Here is a 20657-nt window from a genome sequence, read left to right on the forward strand (position 1 = left end):
AATCGAGACGTGGGACACCCATATTCACGTTCCGCGGATATTTATTACCGCAACAGTTACAAAACGAAGGGAATCAGGGCGCGCGTATGCCGGCGATAGTCGGTATATTGTGCGCCAAACTGTTGCAGCATGAACTGCTCCTCGACTTTCAGCTTGAGCCAGAAACTGATGGCAATCACGAGCACGCCGGCAAAGCTGTAGGCAAAGCCGATGGCCGTCGCTGTGCCGAGGAAGGCGATCAGCAGTCCGGTGTAGATGGGATGCCGGACGATCCGGTAAGGCCCGCGCACGATGAGCTCGTGATCCTGTTTGATCGTGACGACGCCGCTCCAGTTCCGGCCGAGAATCAAGCGCGCCCAGACACAGAAGGCGAGTCCGCCGAAGGTGAGCGCGGCTCCTGTACCGACAGAAGCGAGACTGTTGGGCACAAGCGGCGCAGCCAGCCATCCATGGCCAAGGAAATGCCGGTAGTTCATCAAAAGCGCTACGCCGAGCAACATGATCAGGCTCTGTACCAGGCGCGAACCTCCGCTCTGCTGCTGCACGGAGCGCTTGGTGGTGAAAGCGCTGAAAAGCCAGCCCAGCAGAAATACAACCCACATCCAGGTAATGGTGCGGCCTAGCATCTCCATCCTTGCAGCCTCCGCGATTTCCGCCTTCTCGCGCGAGAAGGGTCGAAGCAGGGTACGCGGGACGGGGGAAAAGAGTTCCGTGCGGAGCGGGAACTTCAGCTAAGCAGAATACGCAGGTCGCGCAGATTGTTCCCGGTAGGGCCGGTCACGATGGTGTCGCCGAGCGCGGTGAAGAGTGGGCAGGTGTCGAAGCGGGCGAGGCTCTCTTCCGGGCTGAAGCCATAGCTGCGGGCGCGCTCTACGGTGGTGGGATCGGCAATGGCGCCAGCGGCAGGGCTGTTGCCGTCAATGCCATCAGAGCCGGCGCTGAGGACAGCGATATTCTCTCCCGGAGCTGCGGCAAGCTGCAGGGCGGCGTCGAGGGCGAACTGCTGATTGCGCCCGCCGCAGCCGCTGGGGCCGTCGATGGCCACAGTGACTTCGCCGCTCGAAAGCAGGCAGAGACGCGGAGTCGTTTCACGCAGCTGATGAAAACGGGTGAGGAGATAGCGCGAGGCGTCGCGATAATCCCAGTCGTCGCAGGAGTTATCGATGACCACCTGATATCCGAGCGAGCGGGCATGCTCCGAGGCGGCTTCGACAAAGTCGAAATTCGAGAGCAGGGTCTCGAATTGCGCGTTTGTGAAGGCAGGATGAGATTCAGGATTCTCCGGCGCAGCAGTGCGGTCCAGAGACTCGAAGTATTCGCGCACAGATTGTGGGAATTTTTCGAGAAGATTGTAGCGCTCGAGGACGGCAAAACACTCCGCGCGTGTGGAGTGGTCGGGCAGCGTAGGCGAGGAAGCGACCGCGCCAAGGTCCTTGAGCGGCACATCGGCCAGCAGCAGCGTGAGCTTGGGCGAGTCCGGCGCGGCCATGGCAAGGCGTCCGGCTTTCACCGCGGAGAAATGTTTGCGGACCGTGTTGATCTCCGTGATGGTGGCGCCGGAGGCGACGAGCGTCTCGTGAAAGGCAATCGCGTCGTCGAGGGAGATGCGCGGGTCGAGCGGCAATTCCATCATGGCGGAGCCGCCGCCGCTGACCAGGAAAAGGACGAAGGTGTCCTTCTTCGCATGGCGCAGCTGCTTGAGCGCTTCGCGCGCAGCGGCGAAGGAGCCTTCCGTGGGCAACGGATGACCGCCTTCGTAATAGTGGATGCGCCAGTTGCGCTTTTTGGGAATGGATGGCGCGGAACAGACACCGCGATAGGAGATCCCCGGGGGAAGTCGTTCGAGCGTTGCTTCGAGCATCGGCAATGCGGCCTTGCCGAGAGCGATGACCAGGACGCGCTTCGCACTCTCGAGCGAGAGCGACGCGGGCGGCGTCGCCGTCATGCGATGAATCGTTCGTCCCTCGAAGCGGATATGGCGATCGAACGCCGGAGCTACATTGCAGCTCTCGAGCGCATATTGAAAGATGGCGTGGGCGTCGGCGTGGAGCGTCTCAAGAGCACTGACTGCAATCATGGCAATGCGGCATCCAGAAAGTGACTGCGGGTCCAGCCGATGATGGCATGCTGCACCTCATCGAGCCGGCCGACAAAAAAATGATCCGCCCCTTCGACAAGAACGAGCTCCGAAGGAGGCGCTGCGTGGGCCACGACGGATTGTATCGTATCGACCGGACCGTACTGATCACGGGTGCCGCTGATGAAGAGCTTGGGAATGGTGCAGGTGGAGAGGAATCCAAAGTCGTAATCGCGGCCTTCGGCATGTGCCGGTGCGCCGAGAAGCACCGCTCCCTTGACGCGGGCATCGCCGCAGCAGGCACGAGAGCCGACGTAGGAGCCGAAGGAGAAGCCGGCAAAGAGAATCGGCAGCCCATAGCGCCGTTCCAGCCAGTCGAGGGCCGCGCGCGCGTCGTCCTGCTCGCCCTGGCCGTAGTCGTGTGTGCCTTCGCTCAGTCCGGTGCCGCGGAAGTTGAAGCGCAGCACGGGCAGGCCCAGACTCTGGAAGGCCTTCATCGCGTGATAGACGACCTTGTTGTGCATGGTGCCTCCGCCGAGCGGATGCGGATGACAGAGAAGCACGGCATACGGCGCGTCAGGCACACCGGGATTGAGCAGCGCTTCGAGCCGGCCGGCGGGACCACGCAGATCGTCAATCGTGACGACGGAAAAAGAGGGCGAAGACTTCAGATCACTCACCTGGATATTGTAAAAGGCTCGCGACATACGGCCTGAAGCGGTGCGGGTCTTGTATTCTGACAGCGATGACGAGCATACGCACAACGAACCTTCCGGCGCTGGACGCCATCGCGCTGACCCGGCAACTGATCGATATCGAGTCGACGACCTTCAACGAAGGCGCGGTGGGCGCATTCCTCGTAACATTCCTCGAAGAGCGCGGTTTTACTGTCGAGAAGATGGACGTGGCTCCGGGACCGCAGACGAAGCCAGGGACGGAACGCTTCAACGTCTATGCGGGATACGAAGGCGAAACGCCGGACGTGGTGCTCTCCACGCACATGGATACGGTGCCGCCGTATATCAGCTCCAGCGAGGACGCGGAGTATATCTACGGACGCGGCGCGTGCGATGCGAAGGGCATTATCGCTGCGCAGGTGGCTGCCGCCGAACGTCTGTATGCGGATGGCGTGCGCGTGGGATTGCTTTTCGTGGTGGGCGAAGAGCGTGACTCGGCCGGCGCAAAGGTCGCCAACGAGCATGCGAAGGGCAGCCGGTTTCTCATTAACGGCGAGCCTACGGATAACCGTATCGCGCTGGCGTCCAAGGGCGCGCTGCGCGCAGAGATTTCGGCCAGCGGAAAGATGGCGCACTCGGCGTATCCGGAGCTGGGGGACAGCGCGGTACACAAGCTGGTACAGGCGCTGGAGCGCTTGCTCCGCGTGGAGTTGCCGGTCACCGAAGATGTGGGACCGAGCACGCTGAATATCGGCGTGATCGACGGAGGCCGCGCCCCGAATGTGATCGCGGACAAGGCCGATGCGCAGGTGCTGATTCGCCTGGTCGGGCCTTCGGAGTCGACGCGGCGCGCGGTAGAGCAGGCGGTCGAAGGGCTGGCGAAGGTGGAGTTCACGCTGGAGATTCCTTTTCAGCGGTTGAAGAGCCTCGAAGGCGTGCCGACGATGGTCGCGGCCTTTACCACCGACGTGCCGTGGCTCGGCAACTGGGGCGAGCCGGTGCTGCTGGGACCGGGTTCGATCCACGTGGCGCATACGCCGCATGAAAAGCTGAGCAAGCGCGAACTGGCCGAGGCGATCGAGCTATACGTCGAGGTCGCGAAGCGGCTGGTGGCGAGCGGAATCTAACCCGACTTCTGAATTGCCATGTCCCCACCCCGGCAAAGCCGGCTTGAGTAGGCCGTCGTCGGCGGTGGATGTTCTCCCACGTCTCAAACGCGAGACGTGGGGCACCCGGGTTCTTCTCTCCCACCCTGGCTGCAGGCTTGTACACTCGAGGGGATGGCACACTCGCAGAACGCTCTCTCGAAGGCGCGCTCGTCCTACCTGCGCTCGGCTCAGCATCAACCGATTGAATGGCATGAGTGGGGCGAGGCGGCTTTCGCCCGCGCGAAAGAGCTCGACCGTCCTGTGCTGCTCGACATTGGCGCGGTGTGGTGCCACTGGTGCCACGTGATGGATCGCGAGAGCTATGAAGATGCGACGCTGGCCGCGATTGTGAACGAGCATTTTGTTGCCATCAAGGTCGATCGCGATGAGCGTCCCGATGTGGACAGCCGCTACCAGGCGGCGGTGCAGGCCATCAGCGGACAGGGTGGCTGGCCGCTGACGGCATTTCTCACACCGGATGGCCTGCCTTTTTATGGCGGCACGTATTTTCCACGCGAGGATCGCTACGGCCGGCCGGGGTTTGACCGCGTACTGCTGACCATGGCGAATGCGTGGAAGACCAAGCGCGAGGATGCGCTCGATTCGGCCAACAGCGTGATCTCGGCCATTGAGCATGGTGAGAGCTTTGCCGGACGTTCGGGATCGCTTTCGCTGGAGATTGTCGGCAAGCTGGTGGAGAGCGCGGTGAAGCAGTTCGATCCGCGCTATGGCGGCTTTGGTACGCAGCCCAAGTTTCCGCATCCCTCGGCGCTCGATCTGTTGATCGACGTGGGCGCACGTACCGGACATGAGGGCGCGCTGCAGGCGGCGACGGTCACGCTCAAGAAGATGGCGCAGGGCGGTGTTTACGATCAGCTGGCGGGCGGCTTCCATCGCTACTCGGTCGATGAACGCTGGGTGGTGCCGCACTTCGAGAAGATGCTCTACGACAATGCGGGACTGCTCGGGAACTATGCGCATGCGTTCCAGACTTTTGTCGATCCCGAGTATGCGCGGGTGGCGCAGGATATCCTGCGCTGGCTGGATACGACGATGACCGACCGCGAGCGCGGCGGCTTCTATGCCTCGCAGGATGCGGACATCAACCTCGATGACGACGGCGATTACTTCACCTGGACACGCGACGAAGCCGCGGCGGTGCTGGCGCCCGAAGAGCTGGAGATCGCCGGCGTGTACTTCGACATCGGCGAGATGGGCGACATGCATCACAATCCGCGCAAGAATGTGTTGCATCGTACACAGACGCTGAGCGAGGTGGCGAAGGCAGCAGGGAAGAGCGAGGGCGAAGCTGCTCTCCTGCTGGATGCGGCGCAGAAGAAATTGATGGCTGCGCGGCGCGAGCGGCCGGAGCCGTTTATCGACCGGACGATCTATACCTCGTGGAATGCGATGGCGATCTCGGCGTATCTGCAGACCGCGCGGGTGCTGGAGCGGAAGGACACCGCAGCATTCGCATTGAAGAGCCTGGACCGCATTCTGAACGAGGCATGGAATGCGGAGCAGGGACTGAGCCACGTGGTGGCTTATCCGGAAGGGGACGCGCGATTTGTTCCGGGAGTGCTGGACGATTACGCCTTCTTCGGACTTGCTTTGGTGGATGCGTGGGAGTCGACCGGAGAGCGGCGCTGGTATGACGCGGCGATGCAGATTGCCGAGGCTACCGTGACACGCTTCTACGATGCCACGGGCGGCGGATTTTTCGATCGCGAGATCGATGGCGCCGATACGATCGGCGCATTGGCTGCCCGGCGCAAGCCTCTGCAGGATACACCGACTCCGGCAGGGAATCCTGCGGCGGCCGCTCTGCTCTTGCGGGTCGAAGCATTGAGCGGGCGTACGGATTTCCGGGAGAAAGCTGAAGATACACTCGAGGCTTTTGGCGGTATCGTCGAGCACTTCGGGCTTTACGCGGCTACTTACGGTCTTGCGCTGGAGTTGCTCATGCTGCCGCCGGTGCAGGTGGTGGTGATCGGCGACGGCGTGGAGGCGCGATCCCTGACGGCCGCGGCTCGCGCGCGTTATGCCGTCCATAAGCAGGTGCTGCATCTGCGGCGTGAGCAGGTCACGGCGGAGAATCTGCCGCCTGTGCTGGCGGAAACACTTCCGCAACTGCCATGGTTACAAAATGAGGGGGCGTTTGCGGTCGTCTGCCGCGGCGCAAGCTGCATGCCGCCGACACGTGACGCTGAAAAGCTTCTGCGGCAGATGGCCGGTGAGTAGTCAGGCCGTAACCATGTCTTGAAGGACAGGGGATGACAGGGATTCAGACATTGGCAGCCCGAGGGCTGCTGGGACTTGCAGGCGCGCTGGCGACTCCGCTTGTCGCCCGGATGGCTCGCCGCGATGCAGGCGCGGGAGAGCGCTGGGACCGGGTATTTCTTGCCGTGTTCGCTCTCAGCCGCCTGTTGCTGTACGGCCTTGTTTTCGGCCTGCTGCATCTTGCGCCGCGCGGCGATATCCCCGCTTTTTACTATCCGCAGGCGTTGCATGTGCTCGCCGGACAGCGGCCTTATCGTGATTTCATCAGCAGCTATGCGCCGTTGCACAGCTATCTCGATGCAGCAGCGGTTTTGCTCTGGCATTCTCCGCTTGCGATCATCCTGCTCGCTGTGCTGGCAGAGATTGCGATGATGGCGACGTGGAGTGCGGTGACGAGAGGCTTCATCCCGGGACATTCGGGGCGGACTGCGCGATGGCTCTACCTGGTAAGCCCGCTCAGCGTGATGTTTGTCACCGTCGATGGCCAGAACAATGTCCTGATCGGTCTGCTGCTGGCTCTTGCGGTGCTGCTGGCGTTGCGCGAGCGCCGCGCACTGTCGGGCATCAGTTATGCTCTTTCGGCCTGCGTGGTGAAATTCCTCTCGCTGATCTATCTGCCGGTTTTTGTGCTCACCATGCGCCGCTGGAGCGCATGGCTTGCCGGCACGCTGCTGACGCTCGCCGTCGTGTATGGATCGTTCGCAGCGATGCACCTGCCGATTCAGCAGCCGCTTACCGCTGAAGGCGACCACCGCGGAGCGGGATGTCTGCCGTATGTGATCGAGGTCCTGGCGGGCAGGCAACTGAGCGGACACCTGTGGGATGGCCTCCTGGTGCTGGCACTTCTGCTCATCCTCGGACTGATTCTGATTGTTTCCCGCAGTCACGAGGCGCAGCGTATCGCAATGGAGAAATGGCGCGGGGTGCAGCTCTACCTGCTGCTGCATGGCATGACTGCCATGACAATTGCCGTTCTTCTGCTCTCGAAAAAGTCCTGGCCGACATACGTGCTGATGGCGCTTTTTCCGCTGTGTGTCCTGGTCGCGCAGTCGCGGCCGCTTACGATCTGGCTCTTCGGGCTGTTTCAATGCGTGGCCGTGGTGGAACACAGCTTTTGGGCCTCGATCCTGAGCCAGCCGGATTCGGTGCAGATGCGGACGCTGCTCAGCGCGGGCAATCATGCGGCGTTTGTGCAGATGGGGCTCGAGATTCTGCTCCTGGCCGGGTATGTGCTGTTTTTAGGGATAGCAGTCCGCGGCATTCGCAGGAGTGCGTTAAGTCGTATCCCCATATCGCCATGGGATGAGCCTGCGGGGTAGCGAAGTGGTAGGGATGACGACTCTAAAACATTTGTTCGTGCCTCCCACCCAAGCAGAGCTTGGATGGGGCACCCAACCGCAGTTTTCCTTGATATGTGCAGCAAAAGCAGAAGCCCCGCCGGAACGGGGCTTCTGCTTTTGTGCCTGGACGGGTTAGTCCTAGTACATGCCTTCCATGCCGCCGCCGTGTCCGGCCGGGGCCGCTGCCTTGGGCTCGGGGATGTCCGAGACCATGGCTTCGGTGGTCAGCATCAGGCCGGCGATCGAGGCCGCGTTCTGCAGGGCAGTGCGCGTGACCTTGGTCGGGTCGATGACACCGGCCGCAACCAGGTCCTCGAACTTGTCGGCACCGGCGTTGTAGCCGTAGTGGTCGTCCTTGCTCTCGTGGATCTTGCCGACAACCACGGCGCCTTCGACACCGGCGTTGCTGACGATCTGGCGGAGAGGCTCTTCGATGGCGCGGCGGATGATCTGTGCACCGATCTTCTCGTCACCTTCGAGGGTCTTGATGAGCTCATCGACCGCAGGGGTGCTGCGGACGAGGGCCACACCGCCGCCCGGGACGATGCCTTCCTCGACGGCCGCGCGGGTCGCATGCATCGCGTCCTCGACACGGGCCTTCTTCTCCTTCATCTCGGTTTCGGTGGCTGCACCGACCTTGATGACGGCAACGCCGCCGACCAGCTTGGCCAGGCGCTCCTGGAGCTTCTCGCGGTCGTAATCGGAAGAGGTCTTCTCGATCTGGCTGCGGATCTCCTTGACGCGACCGGCGATGTCGGAGTCGCTGCCGCGGCCCTCAACGATGGTCGTGTTGTCCTTGTCGATGGTCACGCGCTTGGCACGGCCGAGGTCTTCCACCTTGACGTTCTCGAGCTTGATGCCGAGGTCTTCGGTGATGGCCTTGCCACCGGTGAGCTTCGCGATGTCTTCGAGCATGGCCTTGCGGCGATCGCCGAAGCCGGGAGCCTTGACGGCCGCGACGTTCAGGGTGCCACGCAGCTTGTTGACGACCAGGGTCGCGAGCGCCTCACCATCGACGTCCTCGGCGATGATGACGAGCGGCTTGCCCTGACGGGCGACCTGCTCGAGCAGCGGAAGCAGATCCTTCATGGAGCTGATCTTCTTCTCATGGATCAGGATGAACGGATCCTCGAGCGAGGCTTCCATGCGGTCCGGATCGGTGACGAAGTAGGGGCTCAGGTAGCCGCGGTCGAACTGCATGCCTTCGACGACGTCGAGCTGGGTCTCGAGGGTCTTCGACTCTTCGACGGTGATGACGCCGTCCTTGCCGACCTTCTTCATCGCTTCGGCAATGATGGTGCCGATGGTCGCGTCGGAGTTGGCCGAGATGGTGCCGACCTGGGCGATCATGTCGCCGGTGACGGGCTTCGAGAACTTGGCGAGTGCGCCGCCATGAACAGCACCGTTCTCGTCACGCTTGCCGACGATGGCCTCGACAGCCTTGTCGATGCCGCGCTTGAGAGCCATCGGGTTCGCACCGGCGGCAACCGTCTTCACGCCTTCGCGGTAGATGGCCTGGGCCAGGACAGTGGCGGTGGTGGTGCCGTCGCCGGCCACATCCGAGGTCTTCGAAGCCACTTCGCGAACCATCTGGGCGCCCATGTTCTCGAGGGAGTCCTTGAGCTCGATTTCCTTGGCGACGGTGACGCCGTCCTTGGTGATCGTCGGCGAGCCGAACTTCTTCTCGATGACGACGTTGCGGCCCTTGGGGCCGAGGGTGACCTTCACCGCGTCGGCGAGGGTGTTGACGCCGCGCAGGATGGCCTGGCGGGAGTCTTCCCCGTGCAGAATCTGCTTTGCCATTTTGTGTCTCCTTCAGATCTTTGGTTGAGCGGTCATCGCACCCACATCTCAAAATCGAGATGTGGGGCACCCGGCTCTTACCGGTTATGAAAGCTTGTGCGCCGAAGGCGCGAGTCGCTGGACGCGCAGTCCTACTTCTTGAGGATGCCGAGGACTTCTTCCTCGCGCATGATCAGGAACTCTTCGCCGTCGATCTTGATCTCGGTGCCCGAGTACTTGCCGAAGAGGATGCGGTCGCCGGCCTTGACGTCGAGCGGGAAGGTCTTGCCTTCGTCGTTGGACTTGCCCTTGCCGACGGAGATGACTTCGCCTTCCTGCGGCTTTTCCTTGGCGCTGTCGGGGATGATGATGCCACCGCGGATGGTCTCACCCTCTTCGACACGACGGACGAGGATGCGATCATGCAGCGGAGTGAAGGTGGTCGCTACAGTTGCAGTTGCCATTGCTATGCTTCTCCTTCGCGCGGGAATATCCCGCGAAATGCTGTGCTGAGTTCTGGACTGGACAGGAAAAACGTCCGACGGTCACCCCGGCATCCGGGATTTAGCACTTAGCACCGTCGACTGCTAACGTAGCTGGATTTTACGCGGGTTGTCAAGCCATAGAGCGAGAAATACAGATAAAATCTGCGTGAATTACGCTCAAGGGTAATGCGGGTAGCCACCTGTTCCGGGAAGCAAGGGAAAAGCGGTGGTCAACATGGAGTTTGAATCGCGTGTATAGGATTGATTTTGCACCGCTTCTTTGCCCTTTCAGCGGCGCCTTTGAGGAGCCGGCCAGTAGACGGACAGCCGGTTGACCGAAGCGGGGACATCCATCGAATGGATGACGCGGGATTCGTCATCTGTGCGTAATATGGGCGAATTCCTGGAGATACCCACTGTGCGCAAGATGTCACTTTTTTCTTCCCCGATGCATGCCTATGCCTTCTGGGGTGGTTCTCTGGCGGTTGTGGCCGGAGTTTTGATGCATGTTCCCATGTTTCTCATGGGCCGGGCTGTTCACTATCAGCTTGCAGGCATGCCCATGGGCAACACCATGCTCGCAGGCATGGGTTTGATCGTTGCCGGATGCATGGCCACGGCCTACGGACTGTTGCCCAAGCGTGTTGCGAAGCCCACGACGTTTGAGGAGATTGCCGCCCCCGAGGGCGCGCCGTTGAGCCCGGCGCATTGGGGACAGATCGCATTGCTTGCCGTCGCTCTGGTGATCGACGTGATGAAGGCCGCCTCGCTTGGCTTCGTCGTTCCCGGTATGCGAACGGAATATCACCTGACGAAGGCTGCTGTTTCGATTCTGCCGTTTGTCGCGCTTACGGGAACCACTGTGGGTTCCTTCCTGTGGGGGTGGCTTGCCGATATCTACGGTCGCCGCGCCACGATTCTGCTGGCGGCGGTCATGTTCATGGCTACCTCGATCTGCGGAGCCATGCCGTCGTTCGCGTGGAATATCTTCATGTGCTTCCTGATGGGTATCGGCGCAGGCGGCATGCTGCCGGTGGGATACGCCCTGCTGGCGGAGATCATGCCCACGCGGCATCGCGGATGGTGCCTTGTGCTGGTCGGCGGTATCGGCACGGTGGGCGGGTATTTCGCCACAAGCGCCTGTTCGGCGCTGCTGCAGCCTACCTTCGGGTGGCGCATTCTCTGGCTCATCAACCTGCCGATCTCGGCGATCCTGATTGTCGTGAGCCCGCTACTGCAGGAGTCGGCCCGCTTTCTCCAGGAGATGGGCCGGGTGGACGAAGCGCGTGCCACGCTGGCTCGTTACGGCCTCACGCTGTCCTCGACGGAAGCAGGTTCCTCTACAGGTCTTCCAGCAGAGCGTAAGGCTGATTCTTCGGCAACGCGAATTGTGGCCAGGCAGCCTGGACTAGCAGGCATGACGGTGGCGTTGACCATCGCAGCGTTGTCCTGGGGATTCGTCAACTTCGGCGTGCTGCTGTGGCTGCCAGGCAGTCTGGTGGCGGAAGGCCGCAGCATGGGGGTTGCCAGCGCATTGATTGCGCGCTCCTCCTTCGTTGCCATTCCGACCATCCTTCTCGCAGCCTGGCTCTACAACATCTGGAGCACGAAACGGATGCTGGCGCTCTCGGTCGGCTTGACCACGCTCGGACTCGTGGCGGTTCTGCTGCGGAGTAACGGGACATTCCCCTGGCTGGCCAATCCAGCCATCCCGATTACGCTGCTCATTATCGGTTCGAGCGCTGCTATTTCGATGATGCTGCCGTACGCCGCTGAAAGCTATCCCATCCGCGTGCGCGGGCGGGCGACTGGCTGGGTGGCCGGATGCAGCAAGTCTGGCGGGCTAATCGCGCAGGGACTGGGCGTGCTCGGCCTGGTACCGGCCATCGGCCATGCCGCGGGATTGATTGCCATCCCGTCGGCACTTTCGATGATCCTGATCCTGATTCTGGGCCGCGAGACACATGGACACGACCTGCGAGAGCTGGAAGTCCGTCCGCTAGCCGGCGAAGAGGATACTGCTACCGCCGGCACTTTGACTGCAAGCTAGTCGGGCAACTGCTCAAATTTATATTGCTCGGGCGGGAAACCGCAGGTCCCTCCGCTGCGCGAGACAAAACGTCTCGCTCCGGTCGGATGACAACCTTCGACTTACCCCTGTTATACCCATACGGCTATAGGTGGATGCGCTCTAGCGCCCGCCGCGGAACATGTACCGGTCTGCGGCGAGATGTCCCGGGCCGGTGCCGAGCAGGACGATTGCCAATGCGAAGAGGGCCAGGGGAAATTCAAGGCCCTGCGGCCCGACAAGCCCATGGTGCAGATGCACCTTGAAGATGGCTACGGCCATGTCGATGGCGATGCCGAGAGCGGCGATGTGAAGCAGCAGTCCGAGGATGAGGCAGACGCCGCCGAAGAGCTCGGTAAAGGCGGCGAGGTAGCCCATCCAGTAAGGCAGACCAAGATGAGCCACGGATTGCGCGAAGAGGTAGAGCGCTCCGCGAGGGAAGACCTTGTGCGCGCCGTGCGCCACCATGATGACGCCGAGAATCAGCCTGGCGACGAGGGCTGCTGCGGGCCGAATGCGTTCAAATGCGGAAAACATGGGTAGCTCCTGAGCGGTGTATCCGAAGATGATGCTGTTGGAATCGGATACTGGCAATTTCCAAAATGATATTTAGTGAAGAACCTGATCGAAGAACTGCTGGAGTGCATGCGTGGTGTCGATCTGGCTGCGCGCCTCTACGTATGTACGGGGATAGGCTGCGGCATGGAAGAGCTGCCGGGTCCGTGGCCGTTCTCCATCGCGGTCGAGGAAGAGCTTGGGAATCGCCAGCGCGCGCAAAACGGGTTCGGGATCGAAATTCTGATTCTGCAACAGCCACAGTGGCAGGATATGCGAACGGCTGTCACGCAGGAACAACGTGCGCGCGGTTTCGCTGGGGGTGTCGAGGATGATGCCCGCAGGAGAGGTTGCTGCTGCGAGCTGTGTGGCAGGGGTAGCTCCGAGCCCGGTGCCGTAAAGCACCACGGATTGCGCGGAGAGACTGCGCGTTTGCGTGAGATAGTTCCACGCGGCCTGGGCATCGGCCTGCATCGTCTGCTCTCCGGGCCGGACAGAGACGCTGCGGCCGAAGCCGCGGTAATCGAAGGCGAATACGTTCACGCCAAGATCGTGCAGCATGGCCAGCGTAGGCAGTGCATCGGAGAGCGAGCCGGCTCCATCGTGGAGATAGAGAATGGCGGAGCTGCTCCAGCGGCTGCCGGGGTCGGCGGGAATCCACCAGCCATCGAGCTGGGACACGCCTGTTTCCGTTACGTCGAAATGGACGTCTTCGAACTTCAGACCCTGCGCTGCGGGCGTGGCCGCGATGAGATGCGAGGGATGGAGGATGAGCTGCCATTGTCCCTGGTAGAAGAGCAGGCAGAGCGAAGCGTACACACAGAATAGGGCTGCCGCGAGCGTGATGAGCACGGCCTTCAGCAGCCACGCGGCGCGAATGGTTTCCTCAACAGGCGCCGAGGAAGTGCTTCGATTCGGCTGGCTCTTCGGCTTAGCCAAAGGCAAGCTCATCCGGGGATTCGAGCGGCGTACCGCAGACGCGGCAGATGACGGCCGAGCAGTCGCCGCAGACGAGAGGGTCATCGACGACGCGAGCGCATTGTGGACACCAGAGCCCGGCCGGAGGCGATTGAGGTTCAGCAGTCATGCAGGGTTGAGCGTAGCAGGGAAGGAAGGTGGACGGAAAGGGTACGCATCCTGCACCCGCGCGTATACGCCCTGCAGGCGCCAAGACCATCGCTCTGGATTGTCATCTCCTGAGCGGAGCAGGATGTTTTATCTCGTGTCGTTATCTCGCGTCGTGGGGTGTTCGCCCGCTCTGGCAGTCAAAGCAGGTCCCTCCACTTTGGGCGGGATGACAACGTTTTTGGGCCACGCCCATTAAGATTCAGTCGATCTCGACGAGGACGTCGTCTCCTTCGACATGCACCGGATAAACACGGATGCGAGCGAGCGGGGAGTGTTCGGCGGCGCCGCTCTTGAGATTGAAGGCCCAGGCATGCCAAGGGCAGACGATGTTGCCATTCTCGACGATGCCCTGACCAAGCGGACCGCCACGATGCGGACAGACGTTGTCGACAGCGTGGACTTCACCATTCGCGTTGGCGATGCACAGTGTGCGGGCGCCGCAAACGGCTTCGCGAGCCTCTCCTTCGGGAGGGAGCTCGGAGCGGCTGAGAATTCGGACCGGTTGAGACATGCCTGAAATGAGCTTTCTGTGTGTGACTTACTTGCTACCGCACGCCACGGCAGGCGCAGCGCGCGGTATCTGCTAATAATTTACGATTTTTGCGAAGGAATAGGGATCGAGGCTTGCGCCTCCGACCAGGGCGCCGTCGACTTCCGGCTGATTGAGCAGGGCGCAGGCATTCTCCGGCTTTACCGAGCCGCCGTAGAGGATGCGGATGCGGTCTGCCGTGTGGCGGCCGAGCAGATGCGCGATCTGCGTGCGGATGAAGAAGTGCGCCATGCCGGCCATCTCGGGCGTCGCGGTCTTGCCGGTGCCGATGGCCCAGATGGGCTCATAGGCGATGATGAAGTTTTCTGCCACCTGCGGAATGATGCCTTTCAGCGACTCCTGGCAGTGGAGGAGAAGCGCCTCTTCGGTTCTGCCTGCTTCACGCTCTTCCAGGGTCTCTCCCATGCAGATCACCGGGGTCAATCCGTGATGGATGGCGGCATGGATCTTCTTGTTGACGATCTGATCGGTCTCTCCAAAGTACTGGCGGCGTTCGGAGTGGCCGACCAGCACGTGCGTGGCGCCGAGCGCCTCGACCATCGAGGGAGAGATCTCGCCGGTGTAAGCACCTTCTTCGGCGTAGTGGATATTCTGCGCGCCTACAGAGACATTGCTGCCCGCGGTGGCGGCGATCGCAACAGAGAGATCGACGTAAGAGGGAAAGAGAAGAATCTCGTCGCGCGTGTCGTCCGCGACGAGGGGTAAAAACGACTGTAGGAACTCCTGCGCCTGTGCGGGAGTCTTGTACATTTTCCAGTTGGCCGCGATAACAGGCTTGCGCATCCGTATGTGATCCCCTATTCAGGCGCCGCGGCTCTTCCCGTCGTGCTGCTGCCGGCTGCGGCGTCGCGTGACAGTATACGCAACGCCGCGCTGGCTGTTTGCTTTTTCGAAGGCGAACTATTTTTCGGTGAGCGCTTCGACGCCGGGGAGCTTCCTGCCTTCCAGAAACTCAAGCGAGGCGCCTCCACCAGTAGAGATGTGCGTAATGCGGTCAGCGACTCCTGCTTTCTTCACCGCAGAGACGGAATCGCCGCCGCCGACGATGGAGATGGCGTCCTGATTCGCAGCAACCGCCTTGGCGATGGCGTTGGTGCCGACGGCGAAGGCAGGGAACTCGAAGACACCCATGGGGCCGTTCCAGACGATGGTCGAAGCCTCGGCCACTTCCTTGGCAAAGAGCTCGACGCTCTTCGGTCCGATGTCGAGACCTTCCCAGCCGGCAGGATATTCTCCGGTGCCATCGTAGATCTGCGTCTTCGCGTCGGGTGCGAACTTGTCGGCGATGACGTTGTCGACGGGCAGCAGGAGCTTGACGCCCTTGGCTTTCGCCTTGGCGAGCGTCTCCTTCGCCAGATCGACCTTGTCCGGCTCGAAGAGAGACTTGCCGATCTCAATGCCGAGGACGGTCTGGAAGGTATAGGCCATGCCTCCGCCGATGATGAGCGCGTCGACCTTGTTGAGCAGGTTGTCGATGACCTTAATCTTGTCGGAGACCTTGGAGCCTCCGAGAATGGCGACGAAGGGCCGGGCCGGCTCTTCGAGCGCCTTACCCATGTAGTTCAGCTCTTTCTCCATGAGCAGGCCGGCGGCGGACTGCTTCACGAAGTGGGTGATGCCTTCAGTCGAGGCGTGGGCGCGGTGCGCGCTGCCGAAGGCGTCGTTTACGTAGATCTCACAGAGCGAGGCGAGTTCTTTGGCGAACTTCGGATCGTTGGCCTCTTCTTCGGCGTGGAAACGGAGGTTCTCTAGCAGCAGAACCTGACCGGACTCGAGCTGGCGCGAGAGTTCGGTGGCGATTTCGCCGACGCAGTCGGGCGAGAAGGCGACGTTCACCTGCTCACCGAGGTGATGGTCGAGCAGCTGACGCAGACGATCGACGACGGGGCGCAGGCTGTACTTCGGATTCGGTTTGCCCTTGGGACGGCCGAGGTGCGAGGCGAGGATCAGCTTGGCCTTGTGGCGCAGGGCATATTCGAGGGTGGGAAGCGTCTCGCGGATGCGCGTGTCGTCGGTGATCTCCGAGCCGTCCTCGCTGAGAGGGACGTTGAAGTCAACGCGGATGAGGACGTGCTTATGGGCGAGATCGAGATCACGAATGGAGAGTTTTGCCATAGTTCGAACCGCTTTCCTTAAAAATTTCGTCGGGGGTGAATCAGGCGTGATCGAGGACGGCGTCGGCCTCGATTTCGACACGCCATGCGGGATTCAGGAGCTGGGCGACTACGACCATGGTAGCCGCTGGCCGGATGTGCGCAAAGAACTCGCCGTGAGCCCTGCCCACTTCTTCCCAGTCCTCGGCGCGAGTGAGATAGATGCGGGTACGGACGACATCTTCGAGGCGCGCTCCGGCGCGCTCGAGCACATCCCGGATGATGCCGAGGGTGTGACGGGTCTGGGCAGCGGGATCGGCCTCGTCCGCGCCGACCGGACCGGTACCCGAGACGTGCACAGTGTTCCCGACGCGTACGGCGCGGGAGAAGCCGATGATCGGCTCGTAGGGGGAGGAGCCGGGAAAATTTGTGCGGAGGAAGTCTTCGCTCATGGTCCTTATGCTGGCTGCCCCTGCAGCCGTGACGGCAGCAGGGGCAGAGGTTTCAGAACGGAATTGCGTTGATGACTACAGACCCTTCTTCGCGAGGAAGAGGATGAGGTCACGGACACGGTTGGAGTAGCCCCACTCGTTGTCGTACCAGCTGATGACCTTGACCGAGTTGCCGACGACCTTGGTCAGCGGCGAGTCGACGATCGAGGAGCGGGCGTCGCCCTTGAAGTCGCTCGAGACCAGCTCGGCGGTTTCGTAGCCGAGAATGCCTTTGAGCGCGCCTTCGGAGGCTGCCTTGAGCGCGGCGTTGACAGACTCGACGGTAGCCGGCTTCTCGGAGATGAAGGTGAGGTCGACGACCGAGACGTTCGGGGTGGGGACGCGGATGGCGAAGCCGTCCAGCTTGCCGGCCATCTCGGGGATGACGAGCTTGAGGGCCTTGGCGGCGCCGGTGGAGCTGGGGATCATGTTGATCGCGGCAGCGCGGGCGCGGCGCAGGTCCTTGTGCGGGAAGTCGAGGATGACCTGGTCGTTGGTGTAGCTGTGGATCGTCGTCATGATGCCGGAGACGATGCCGAAGTTCTCCTGCAGGACCTTGACGACGGGCGCCAGGCAGTTCGTAGTGCAGGAGGCGTTCGAGATGATGTTGTGCTTCGAGGCGTCGTACTTGTCGTCGTTGACGCCGAGGACGACAGTGATGTCCTCGTTGGTGGCCGGGGCGGAGATGATGACCTTCTTGACCGAGCCCTGGAGGTGCGCCTTGGCCTTGGTGGCATCGGTGAAGATGCCGGTCGATTCGACGACGATCTCGGCGCCGGTCGAGGTCCAGTCGAGCTTGGCGGGATCGCGCTCGGCGAAGACCTTGATGGTCTTGCCGTCGATGGTGATCGAATCGGCAGTCGAGCTGATCTCGTTCTTGAGATTGCCGAGGATGGAATCGTACTTCAGCAGGTGCGCAAGCGTCGCGGGGCTGGTGAGGTCGTTGACTGCGACGATTTCGATATCGGGATTGCCCAGGGAGGCGCGGAAGACATTGCGCCCGATGCGGCCGAAGCCGTTAATTCCAACCTTGACTGCCATGGAAACGAATCTCCTTACGGTGAACGGTGAGCTGATGATTGCGATGGACGGAATGCGAAACAGCAGGAACTGGGAGCGGAGCTCGTCCGCAACAGACCTTTAAATCCCGATGCTAGCATCAGGGTCCATCGGCTGCATAAGAAATCTCTATGGGGCGGTTGTGGCCGGCGAATGGAATGGCTGCGTTGCCGAGGATGGCACGCTTGCGTTGCGGCAGCGGCAAGTCTGTGTTAAACCCTGAGTTATGCGCGAATGGATGCGCGAGAAAATGAGAAGACGTTCCAAGCGTGGACCGAACAATTCCGAGTCCACAGGCAAGATCGGGCAGGAGATTCCTGTGAACCAGCCGGCGCCGCTGCGCCCGTCCTACGAGATACCTTCCGTAGTACCGGATGCTCAGGCCGATGACTGGGCAGAAGAGCCGGAAACTCCTGAAGAGGCGCTGGCTATTGAGCCCGCCGAAGAAGTAGCGGCTGAGCCCGCGGAAGCGGAGCCGGTCGCAGAACCAGATGAGCCCGCGGCGGAAGCCGTCGGGAAGCTGGTGATGGAAACACAGCCGGAGTCGCCATCGACTCCTCCACCTGAGCCGCAGGCTGCGGCTCAGCAGACCGGCCAGGCGAAGGCACCGAAGGGTTTTGTCGTGCTGACCATCGGCTTGCCCGGCTCGGGCAAGACAACCTGGTTCAAACGCCGCAGCGTAACGCCGCTCTCGTCGGACATGCTGCGCAGCATCCTTTTCGACGACATCACCGAGCAGCGCTACCAGGGGCTGGTGTTTTCGACGCTGCGCTCGCTGCTGCGGGCGAGGCTGATCGCCAAGATGCCGTGGAACTATGTGGACGCGACGAACCTCTCGCCCCATGAACGGCGCCAGTGGATCAAGATGGCGAAGAGCTTCGGCTACGATGTGCAGGCCGTATTCTTCGACGTGCCGCTGGAAATCTGCATGGAGCGGAACAGCCGTCGTGAACGCGTGGTCAGCGACGAAGTGATGAAGAAGATGGCCGAGCGGCTGCGTCCGCCGTCCTTCAAGGAAGGCTTCTCGAAGATCGTCGTGGTCCGGGTGAAGAATCCGGCAGCCTCGGATGCACCTGCAGAGACGGAGTAGTTTTTTGTGGGAATAGAAAGAGCCGGGCACAAGCCCGGCTCTTTCTATTGCTCGCCTGAGTGAGAGTCGGGCGCTTGTTGTTTGGTATGGGAAGAGTTCCCACGTCTCAAAATCGAGACGTGGGGCACCCGAGATTTTTGTTTCTCCACTCATGCCAACTGCGGGCTTGCATGGGCCAGGACTGGCCGTTCAGGCGGTTGCGCCTTCGGCGCGAACTGCAGGTTCCTCCACTGCGCTCCTTCCGGTCGCTCCGGTCGGAATGACAACTCTAAAATATTCGTGCGTATCTTCCCACCCAAGCGGAGCTTGGGTGGGGCACCCTTTTCTGTCTCCACCGCGAAGATCCCGGATCGCGACCAGCGGGAGCGGAAGCCGAAGGCGAAAGGCCTGGACGGCCAGTCCTCAGGCAATCACGGGCGCATGCGATACGCCGGCGAGACCGAAGACACGCTGATAGCGCTCGACCTCGGCTGCCGGGCCCATGGCCTTTTCGAAATTGTCGGAAAGCTTGACTGCGGGGTGTCCGTCGGCATGGTTGAGCTTGCAGACCAGGCTGATGGGATCGAAGCCTTCGGTGCCGAGCGGGTTGCAGTCCCGGAAATCGTTGGTGAGCAGCGTGCCCCAGCCGGCGCTGAAGCGGATACGGCGCTCGGGGAGCCATTTCGCCCGATCTTCGAAATCGGCAGCGTTACGGAAATCGTCTGGCGTGAAGCCCGGCTGGATGCGGCCGGAAAAATAGGCGTGCAGGCCGAGAATCTGGTCCACATCGAGGGCATCCGAGGCGATGAAGAGCTTCTGGCGCGGGTCACGGCCGCGCGATTCCAGCCATGCAATGAACTCATCACCGGCGACGTATGGGTCCTTACTGTCGGCGCGCTGGCCGGTCCAGTCCGCGACCCAGGCCGGAGCGTCATGGAGGAACTGCGTGGTGCCGTAGGTATCGGGCAACAGGATGAGCAGTTCCTTGTGGTAGGTCTGCTGCCAGAGATCGAGCAGTCGATATTGCGAAGCCTTCAGCTCCTCGTCGGTGCGAGCCATGGCGGCGAGCGCCATGGGCAGTTCGTGGGCGTTGGTGCCGATGGCTTCGAGATCGTGCTTGTAGGCAAGGTAGGTGTTCGAGGTGCCGGTAAAGTGCATCCCCAGCACATCGCTCATGGCGCGGACGACGTACTCCTGCCAGAGAAAGCTGTGGCGGCGGCGGGTGCCAAAATCCGAGACGCGCAGACCGGGGACACCGCGCAGCCGGGCCATCTTTTCCCAGAGGCGAGTCTTGGCCCGGGCATAGAGGATGTCGAGGTCGAGTTCGCTGAGCCCTTTGAGGGTAGCCCGGGTCTTCAGTTCGCTGACGATGGAGAGCGTGTAGATCTCCCACATGGTGGTTTCGGGCCAGGGGCCATGGAAGGTGAGCTGGAACTGGCCGTCGACAACAGAGAGTTCGTAATCGGAAAGGCGGAAGTCCTTTTCGAGCCATTCGAGAAAGGCGGGCTCGAACATGCCCTGACGGCCATAGAAGGTATTGCCGGCGAGCCAGATGAGCTCGGACTTGCGGAAGCGCAGGCGGCGGACCTGATCGAGCTGAGCGCGGAGCTCTTCTGGCTCAATGACCTCGGCGAGCCGGACGTGGCGGGTACGATTGAGGAGCGAAAACGAAGTCTCGACAGAAGGGAAGTGCTTCCAGATGAACTGAAGCATCAGAAGCTTATAGAAGTCTGTATCGAGCAGGGAGCGGGTGATCGGGTCCAGTTCCCAGTTGTGATTGTGCGCGCGCCGGGCGAGGTTGATGATCACGGTATATTCACTTTACTGTACCGGTCTACGCTGGCCGGCGAAACCG

The 20657-nt window shown here is 61.6% G+C and carries 18 protein-coding genes; 5 read left to right on the forward strand and 13 right to left on the reverse strand.

What is annotated here, in order from left to right:
• Positions 1–56: 56 nt before the first annotated feature.
• From ESZ00_RS10615 to ESZ00_RS10625, 3 genes are all read right to left on the reverse strand, one after another.
• Positions 57–632 carry a methyltransferase family protein gene (locus ESZ00_RS10615; RefSeq protein WP_129208235.1) on the reverse strand — a complete coding sequence of 192 codons (576 nt, stop codon included), beginning with the start codon at positions 630–632 and terminating at the stop codon, positions 57–59.
• 95 nt (positions 633–727) lie between these two features.
• Positions 728–2077 carry a glycerate kinase type-2 family protein gene (locus tag ESZ00_RS10620; protein ID WP_129208236.1) on the reverse strand — a complete coding sequence of 450 codons (1350 nt, stop codon included), beginning with the start codon at positions 2075–2077 and terminating at the stop codon, positions 728–730.
• The gene (locus ESZ00_RS10625) at positions 2074–2784 is read right to left on the reverse strand and encodes an alpha/beta hydrolase (protein ID WP_164981460.1); all 711 of its coding nucleotides are present in this window, start codon (positions 2782–2784) and stop codon (positions 2074–2076) included. Before ESZ00_RS10625 ends, ESZ00_RS10620 begins: the two co-directional genes overlap by 4 nt.
• A gap of 38 nt (positions 2785–2822) precedes the next feature.
• On the opposite strand from ESZ00_RS10625, the gene ESZ00_RS10630 reads away from it, so the two are divergent.
• From ESZ00_RS10630 to ESZ00_RS10640, 3 genes are all read left to right on the forward strand, one after another.
• On the forward strand, positions 2823–3881 hold the full coding sequence (locus ESZ00_RS10630) for a M20/M25/M40 family metallo-hydrolase (RefSeq protein ID WP_129208237.1): 1059 nt from the start codon (positions 2823–2825) through the stop codon (positions 3879–3881).
• A gap of 153 nt (positions 3882–4034) precedes the next feature.
• Entirely contained in the window at positions 4035–6143 is a 2109-nt protein-coding gene (locus ESZ00_RS10635; RefSeq protein WP_129208238.1) for a thioredoxin domain-containing protein, read from the forward strand.
• A 32-nt stretch (positions 6144–6175) separates the two neighbouring features.
• Positions 6176–7501: a glycosyltransferase 87 family protein gene (locus tag ESZ00_RS10640; protein ID WP_129208239.1), complete on the forward strand. Its 1326-nt coding sequence runs from the start codon at positions 6176–6178 to the stop codon at positions 7499–7501.
• Positions 7502–7660: 159 nt separating this feature from the next.
• On the opposite strand, the gene groL is transcribed toward ESZ00_RS10640, so the two are convergent.
• Both groL and ESZ00_RS10650 read right to left on the reverse strand, forming a co-directional pair.
• A complete protein-coding gene (groL, locus tag ESZ00_RS10645) occupies positions 7661–9325 on the reverse strand; it encodes a chaperonin GroEL (RefSeq protein ID WP_129208240.1) in 1665 nt (554 codons plus the stop codon).
• 131 nt (positions 9326–9456) lie between these two features.
• Positions 9457–9768 (reverse strand): co-chaperone GroES, encoded by a 312-nt coding sequence (locus tag ESZ00_RS10650; RefSeq protein ID WP_129208241.1) that lies wholly within the window; start codon positions 9766–9768, stop codon positions 9457–9459.
• A gap of 523 nt (positions 9769–10291) precedes the next feature.
• Between ESZ00_RS10650 and ESZ00_RS10655 the strand changes: the two genes are divergently transcribed.
• Positions 10292–11839: an MFS transporter gene (locus tag ESZ00_RS10655; RefSeq protein ID WP_204520200.1), complete on the forward strand. Its 1548-nt coding sequence runs from the start codon at positions 10292–10294 to the stop codon at positions 11837–11839.
• Positions 11840–11980: 141 nt separating this feature from the next.
• On the opposite strand, the gene ESZ00_RS10660 is transcribed toward ESZ00_RS10655, so the two are convergent.
• From ESZ00_RS10660 to gap, 7 genes are all read right to left on the reverse strand, one after another.
• Entirely contained in the window at positions 11981–12394 is a 414-nt protein-coding gene (locus ESZ00_RS10660) for a DoxX family protein (protein ID WP_129208242.1), read from the reverse strand.
• Positions 12395–12466: 72 nt separating this feature from the next.
• Positions 12467–13351: an alpha/beta hydrolase gene (locus tag ESZ00_RS10665; protein ID WP_164981461.1), complete on the reverse strand. Its 885-nt coding sequence runs from the start codon at positions 13349–13351 to the stop codon at positions 12467–12469.
• Positions 13352–13739: 388 nt separating this feature from the next.
• Positions 13740–14051, reverse strand: a complete 312-nt coding sequence (locus tag ESZ00_RS10670) for a Rieske (2Fe-2S) protein (RefSeq protein ID WP_129208244.1) — start codon at positions 14049–14051, stop codon at positions 13740–13742.
• Positions 14052–14123: 72 nt separating this feature from the next.
• Positions 14124–14873 (reverse strand): triose-phosphate isomerase, encoded by a 750-nt coding sequence (gene tpiA, locus ESZ00_RS10675; protein WP_129208245.1) that lies wholly within the window; start codon positions 14871–14873, stop codon positions 14124–14126.
• Positions 14874–14990: 117 nt separating this feature from the next.
• Positions 14991–16205, reverse strand: a complete 1215-nt coding sequence (locus ESZ00_RS10680; RefSeq protein ID WP_129208246.1) for a phosphoglycerate kinase — start codon at positions 16203–16205, stop codon at positions 14991–14993.
• 40 nt (positions 16206–16245) lie between these two features.
• Entirely contained in the window at positions 16246–16635 is a 390-nt protein-coding gene (locus ESZ00_RS10685) for a RidA family protein (protein WP_129208247.1), read from the reverse strand.
• 75 nt (positions 16636–16710) lie between these two features.
• Positions 16711–17715: a type I glyceraldehyde-3-phosphate dehydrogenase gene (gene gap / locus ESZ00_RS10690; protein WP_129208248.1), complete on the reverse strand. Its 1005-nt coding sequence runs from the start codon at positions 17713–17715 to the stop codon at positions 16711–16713.
• A 268-nt stretch (positions 17716–17983) separates the two neighbouring features.
• Here gap and ESZ00_RS10695 point away from each other — a divergent pair, with 268 nt between their 5' ends.
• Positions 17984–18823 carry an ATP-binding protein gene (locus tag ESZ00_RS10695; protein ID WP_129208249.1) on the forward strand — a complete coding sequence of 280 codons (840 nt, stop codon included), beginning with the start codon at positions 17984–17986 and terminating at the stop codon, positions 18821–18823.
• 402 nt (positions 18824–19225) lie between these two features.
• Here the strand turns inward: ESZ00_RS10695 and ESZ00_RS10700 are convergent, their stop codons facing one another.
• Positions 19226–20611: a nicotinate phosphoribosyltransferase gene (locus tag ESZ00_RS10700; protein WP_129208250.1), complete on the reverse strand. Its 1386-nt coding sequence runs from the start codon at positions 20609–20611 to the stop codon at positions 19226–19228.
• Positions 20612–20657 lie beyond the last annotated feature (46 nt).

It is taken from the genome of Silvibacterium dinghuense, assembly GCF_004123295.1.
Lineage (GTDB): Bacteria > Acidobacteriota > Terriglobia > Terriglobales > Acidobacteriaceae > Silvibacterium > Silvibacterium dinghuense.

Coding starts and splice junctions, on each gene's coding strand:
- ESZ00_RS10695 (WP_129208249.1), top strand. CDS start 17,984: ATGAGAAGACGTTCCAAGCGTGGACCGAACAATTCCGAGTCCACAGGC.
- ESZ00_RS10650 (WP_129208241.1), bottom strand. CDS start 9,768: ATGGCAACTGCAACTGTAGCGACCACCTTCACTCCGCTGCATGATCGC.
- ESZ00_RS10630 (WP_129208237.1), top strand. CDS start 2,823: ATGACGAGCATACGCACAACGAACCTTCCGGCGCTGGACGCCATCGCG.
- tpiA (WP_129208245.1), bottom strand. CDS start 14,873: ATGCGCAAGCCTGTTATCGCGGCCAACTGGAAAATGTACAAGACTCCC.
- ESZ00_RS10640 (WP_129208239.1), top strand. CDS start 6,176: ATGACAGGGATTCAGACATTGGCAGCCCGAGGGCTGCTGGGACTTGCA.
- ESZ00_RS10670 (WP_129208244.1), bottom strand. CDS start 14,051: ATGTCTCAACCGGTCCGAATTCTCAGCCGCTCCGAGCTCCCTCCCGAA.
- ESZ00_RS10620 (WP_129208236.1), bottom strand. CDS start 2,077: ATGATTGCAGTCAGTGCTCTTGAGACGCTCCACGCCGACGCCCACGCC.
- ESZ00_RS10685 (WP_129208247.1), bottom strand. CDS start 16,635: ATGAGCGAAGACTTCCTCCGCACAAATTTTCCCGGCTCCTCCCCCTAC.
- ESZ00_RS10625 (WP_164981460.1), bottom strand. CDS start 2,784: ATGTCGCGAGCCTTTTACAATATCCAGGTGAGTGATCTGAAGTCTTCG.
- groL (WP_129208240.1), bottom strand. CDS start 9,325: ATGGCAAAGCAGATTCTGCACGGGGAAGACTCCCGCCAGGCCATCCTG.
- ESZ00_RS10615 (WP_129208235.1), bottom strand. CDS start 632: ATGGAGATGCTAGGCCGCACCATTACCTGGATGTGGGTTGTATTTCTG.
- ESZ00_RS10660 (WP_129208242.1), bottom strand. CDS start 12,394: ATGTTTTCCGCATTTGAACGCATTCGGCCCGCAGCAGCCCTCGTCGCC.
- ESZ00_RS10655 (WP_204520200.1), top strand. CDS start 10,292: ATGCATGTTCCCATGTTTCTCATGGGCCGGGCTGTTCACTATCAGCTT.
- ESZ00_RS10635 (WP_129208238.1), top strand. CDS start 4,035: ATGGCACACTCGCAGAACGCTCTCTCGAAGGCGCGCTCGTCCTACCTG.
- gap (WP_129208248.1), bottom strand. CDS start 17,715: ATGGCAGTCAAGGTTGGAATTAACGGCTTCGGCCGCATCGGGCGCAAT.
- ESZ00_RS10680 (WP_129208246.1), bottom strand. CDS start 16,205: ATGGCAAAACTCTCCATTCGTGATCTCGATCTCGCCCATAAGCACGTC.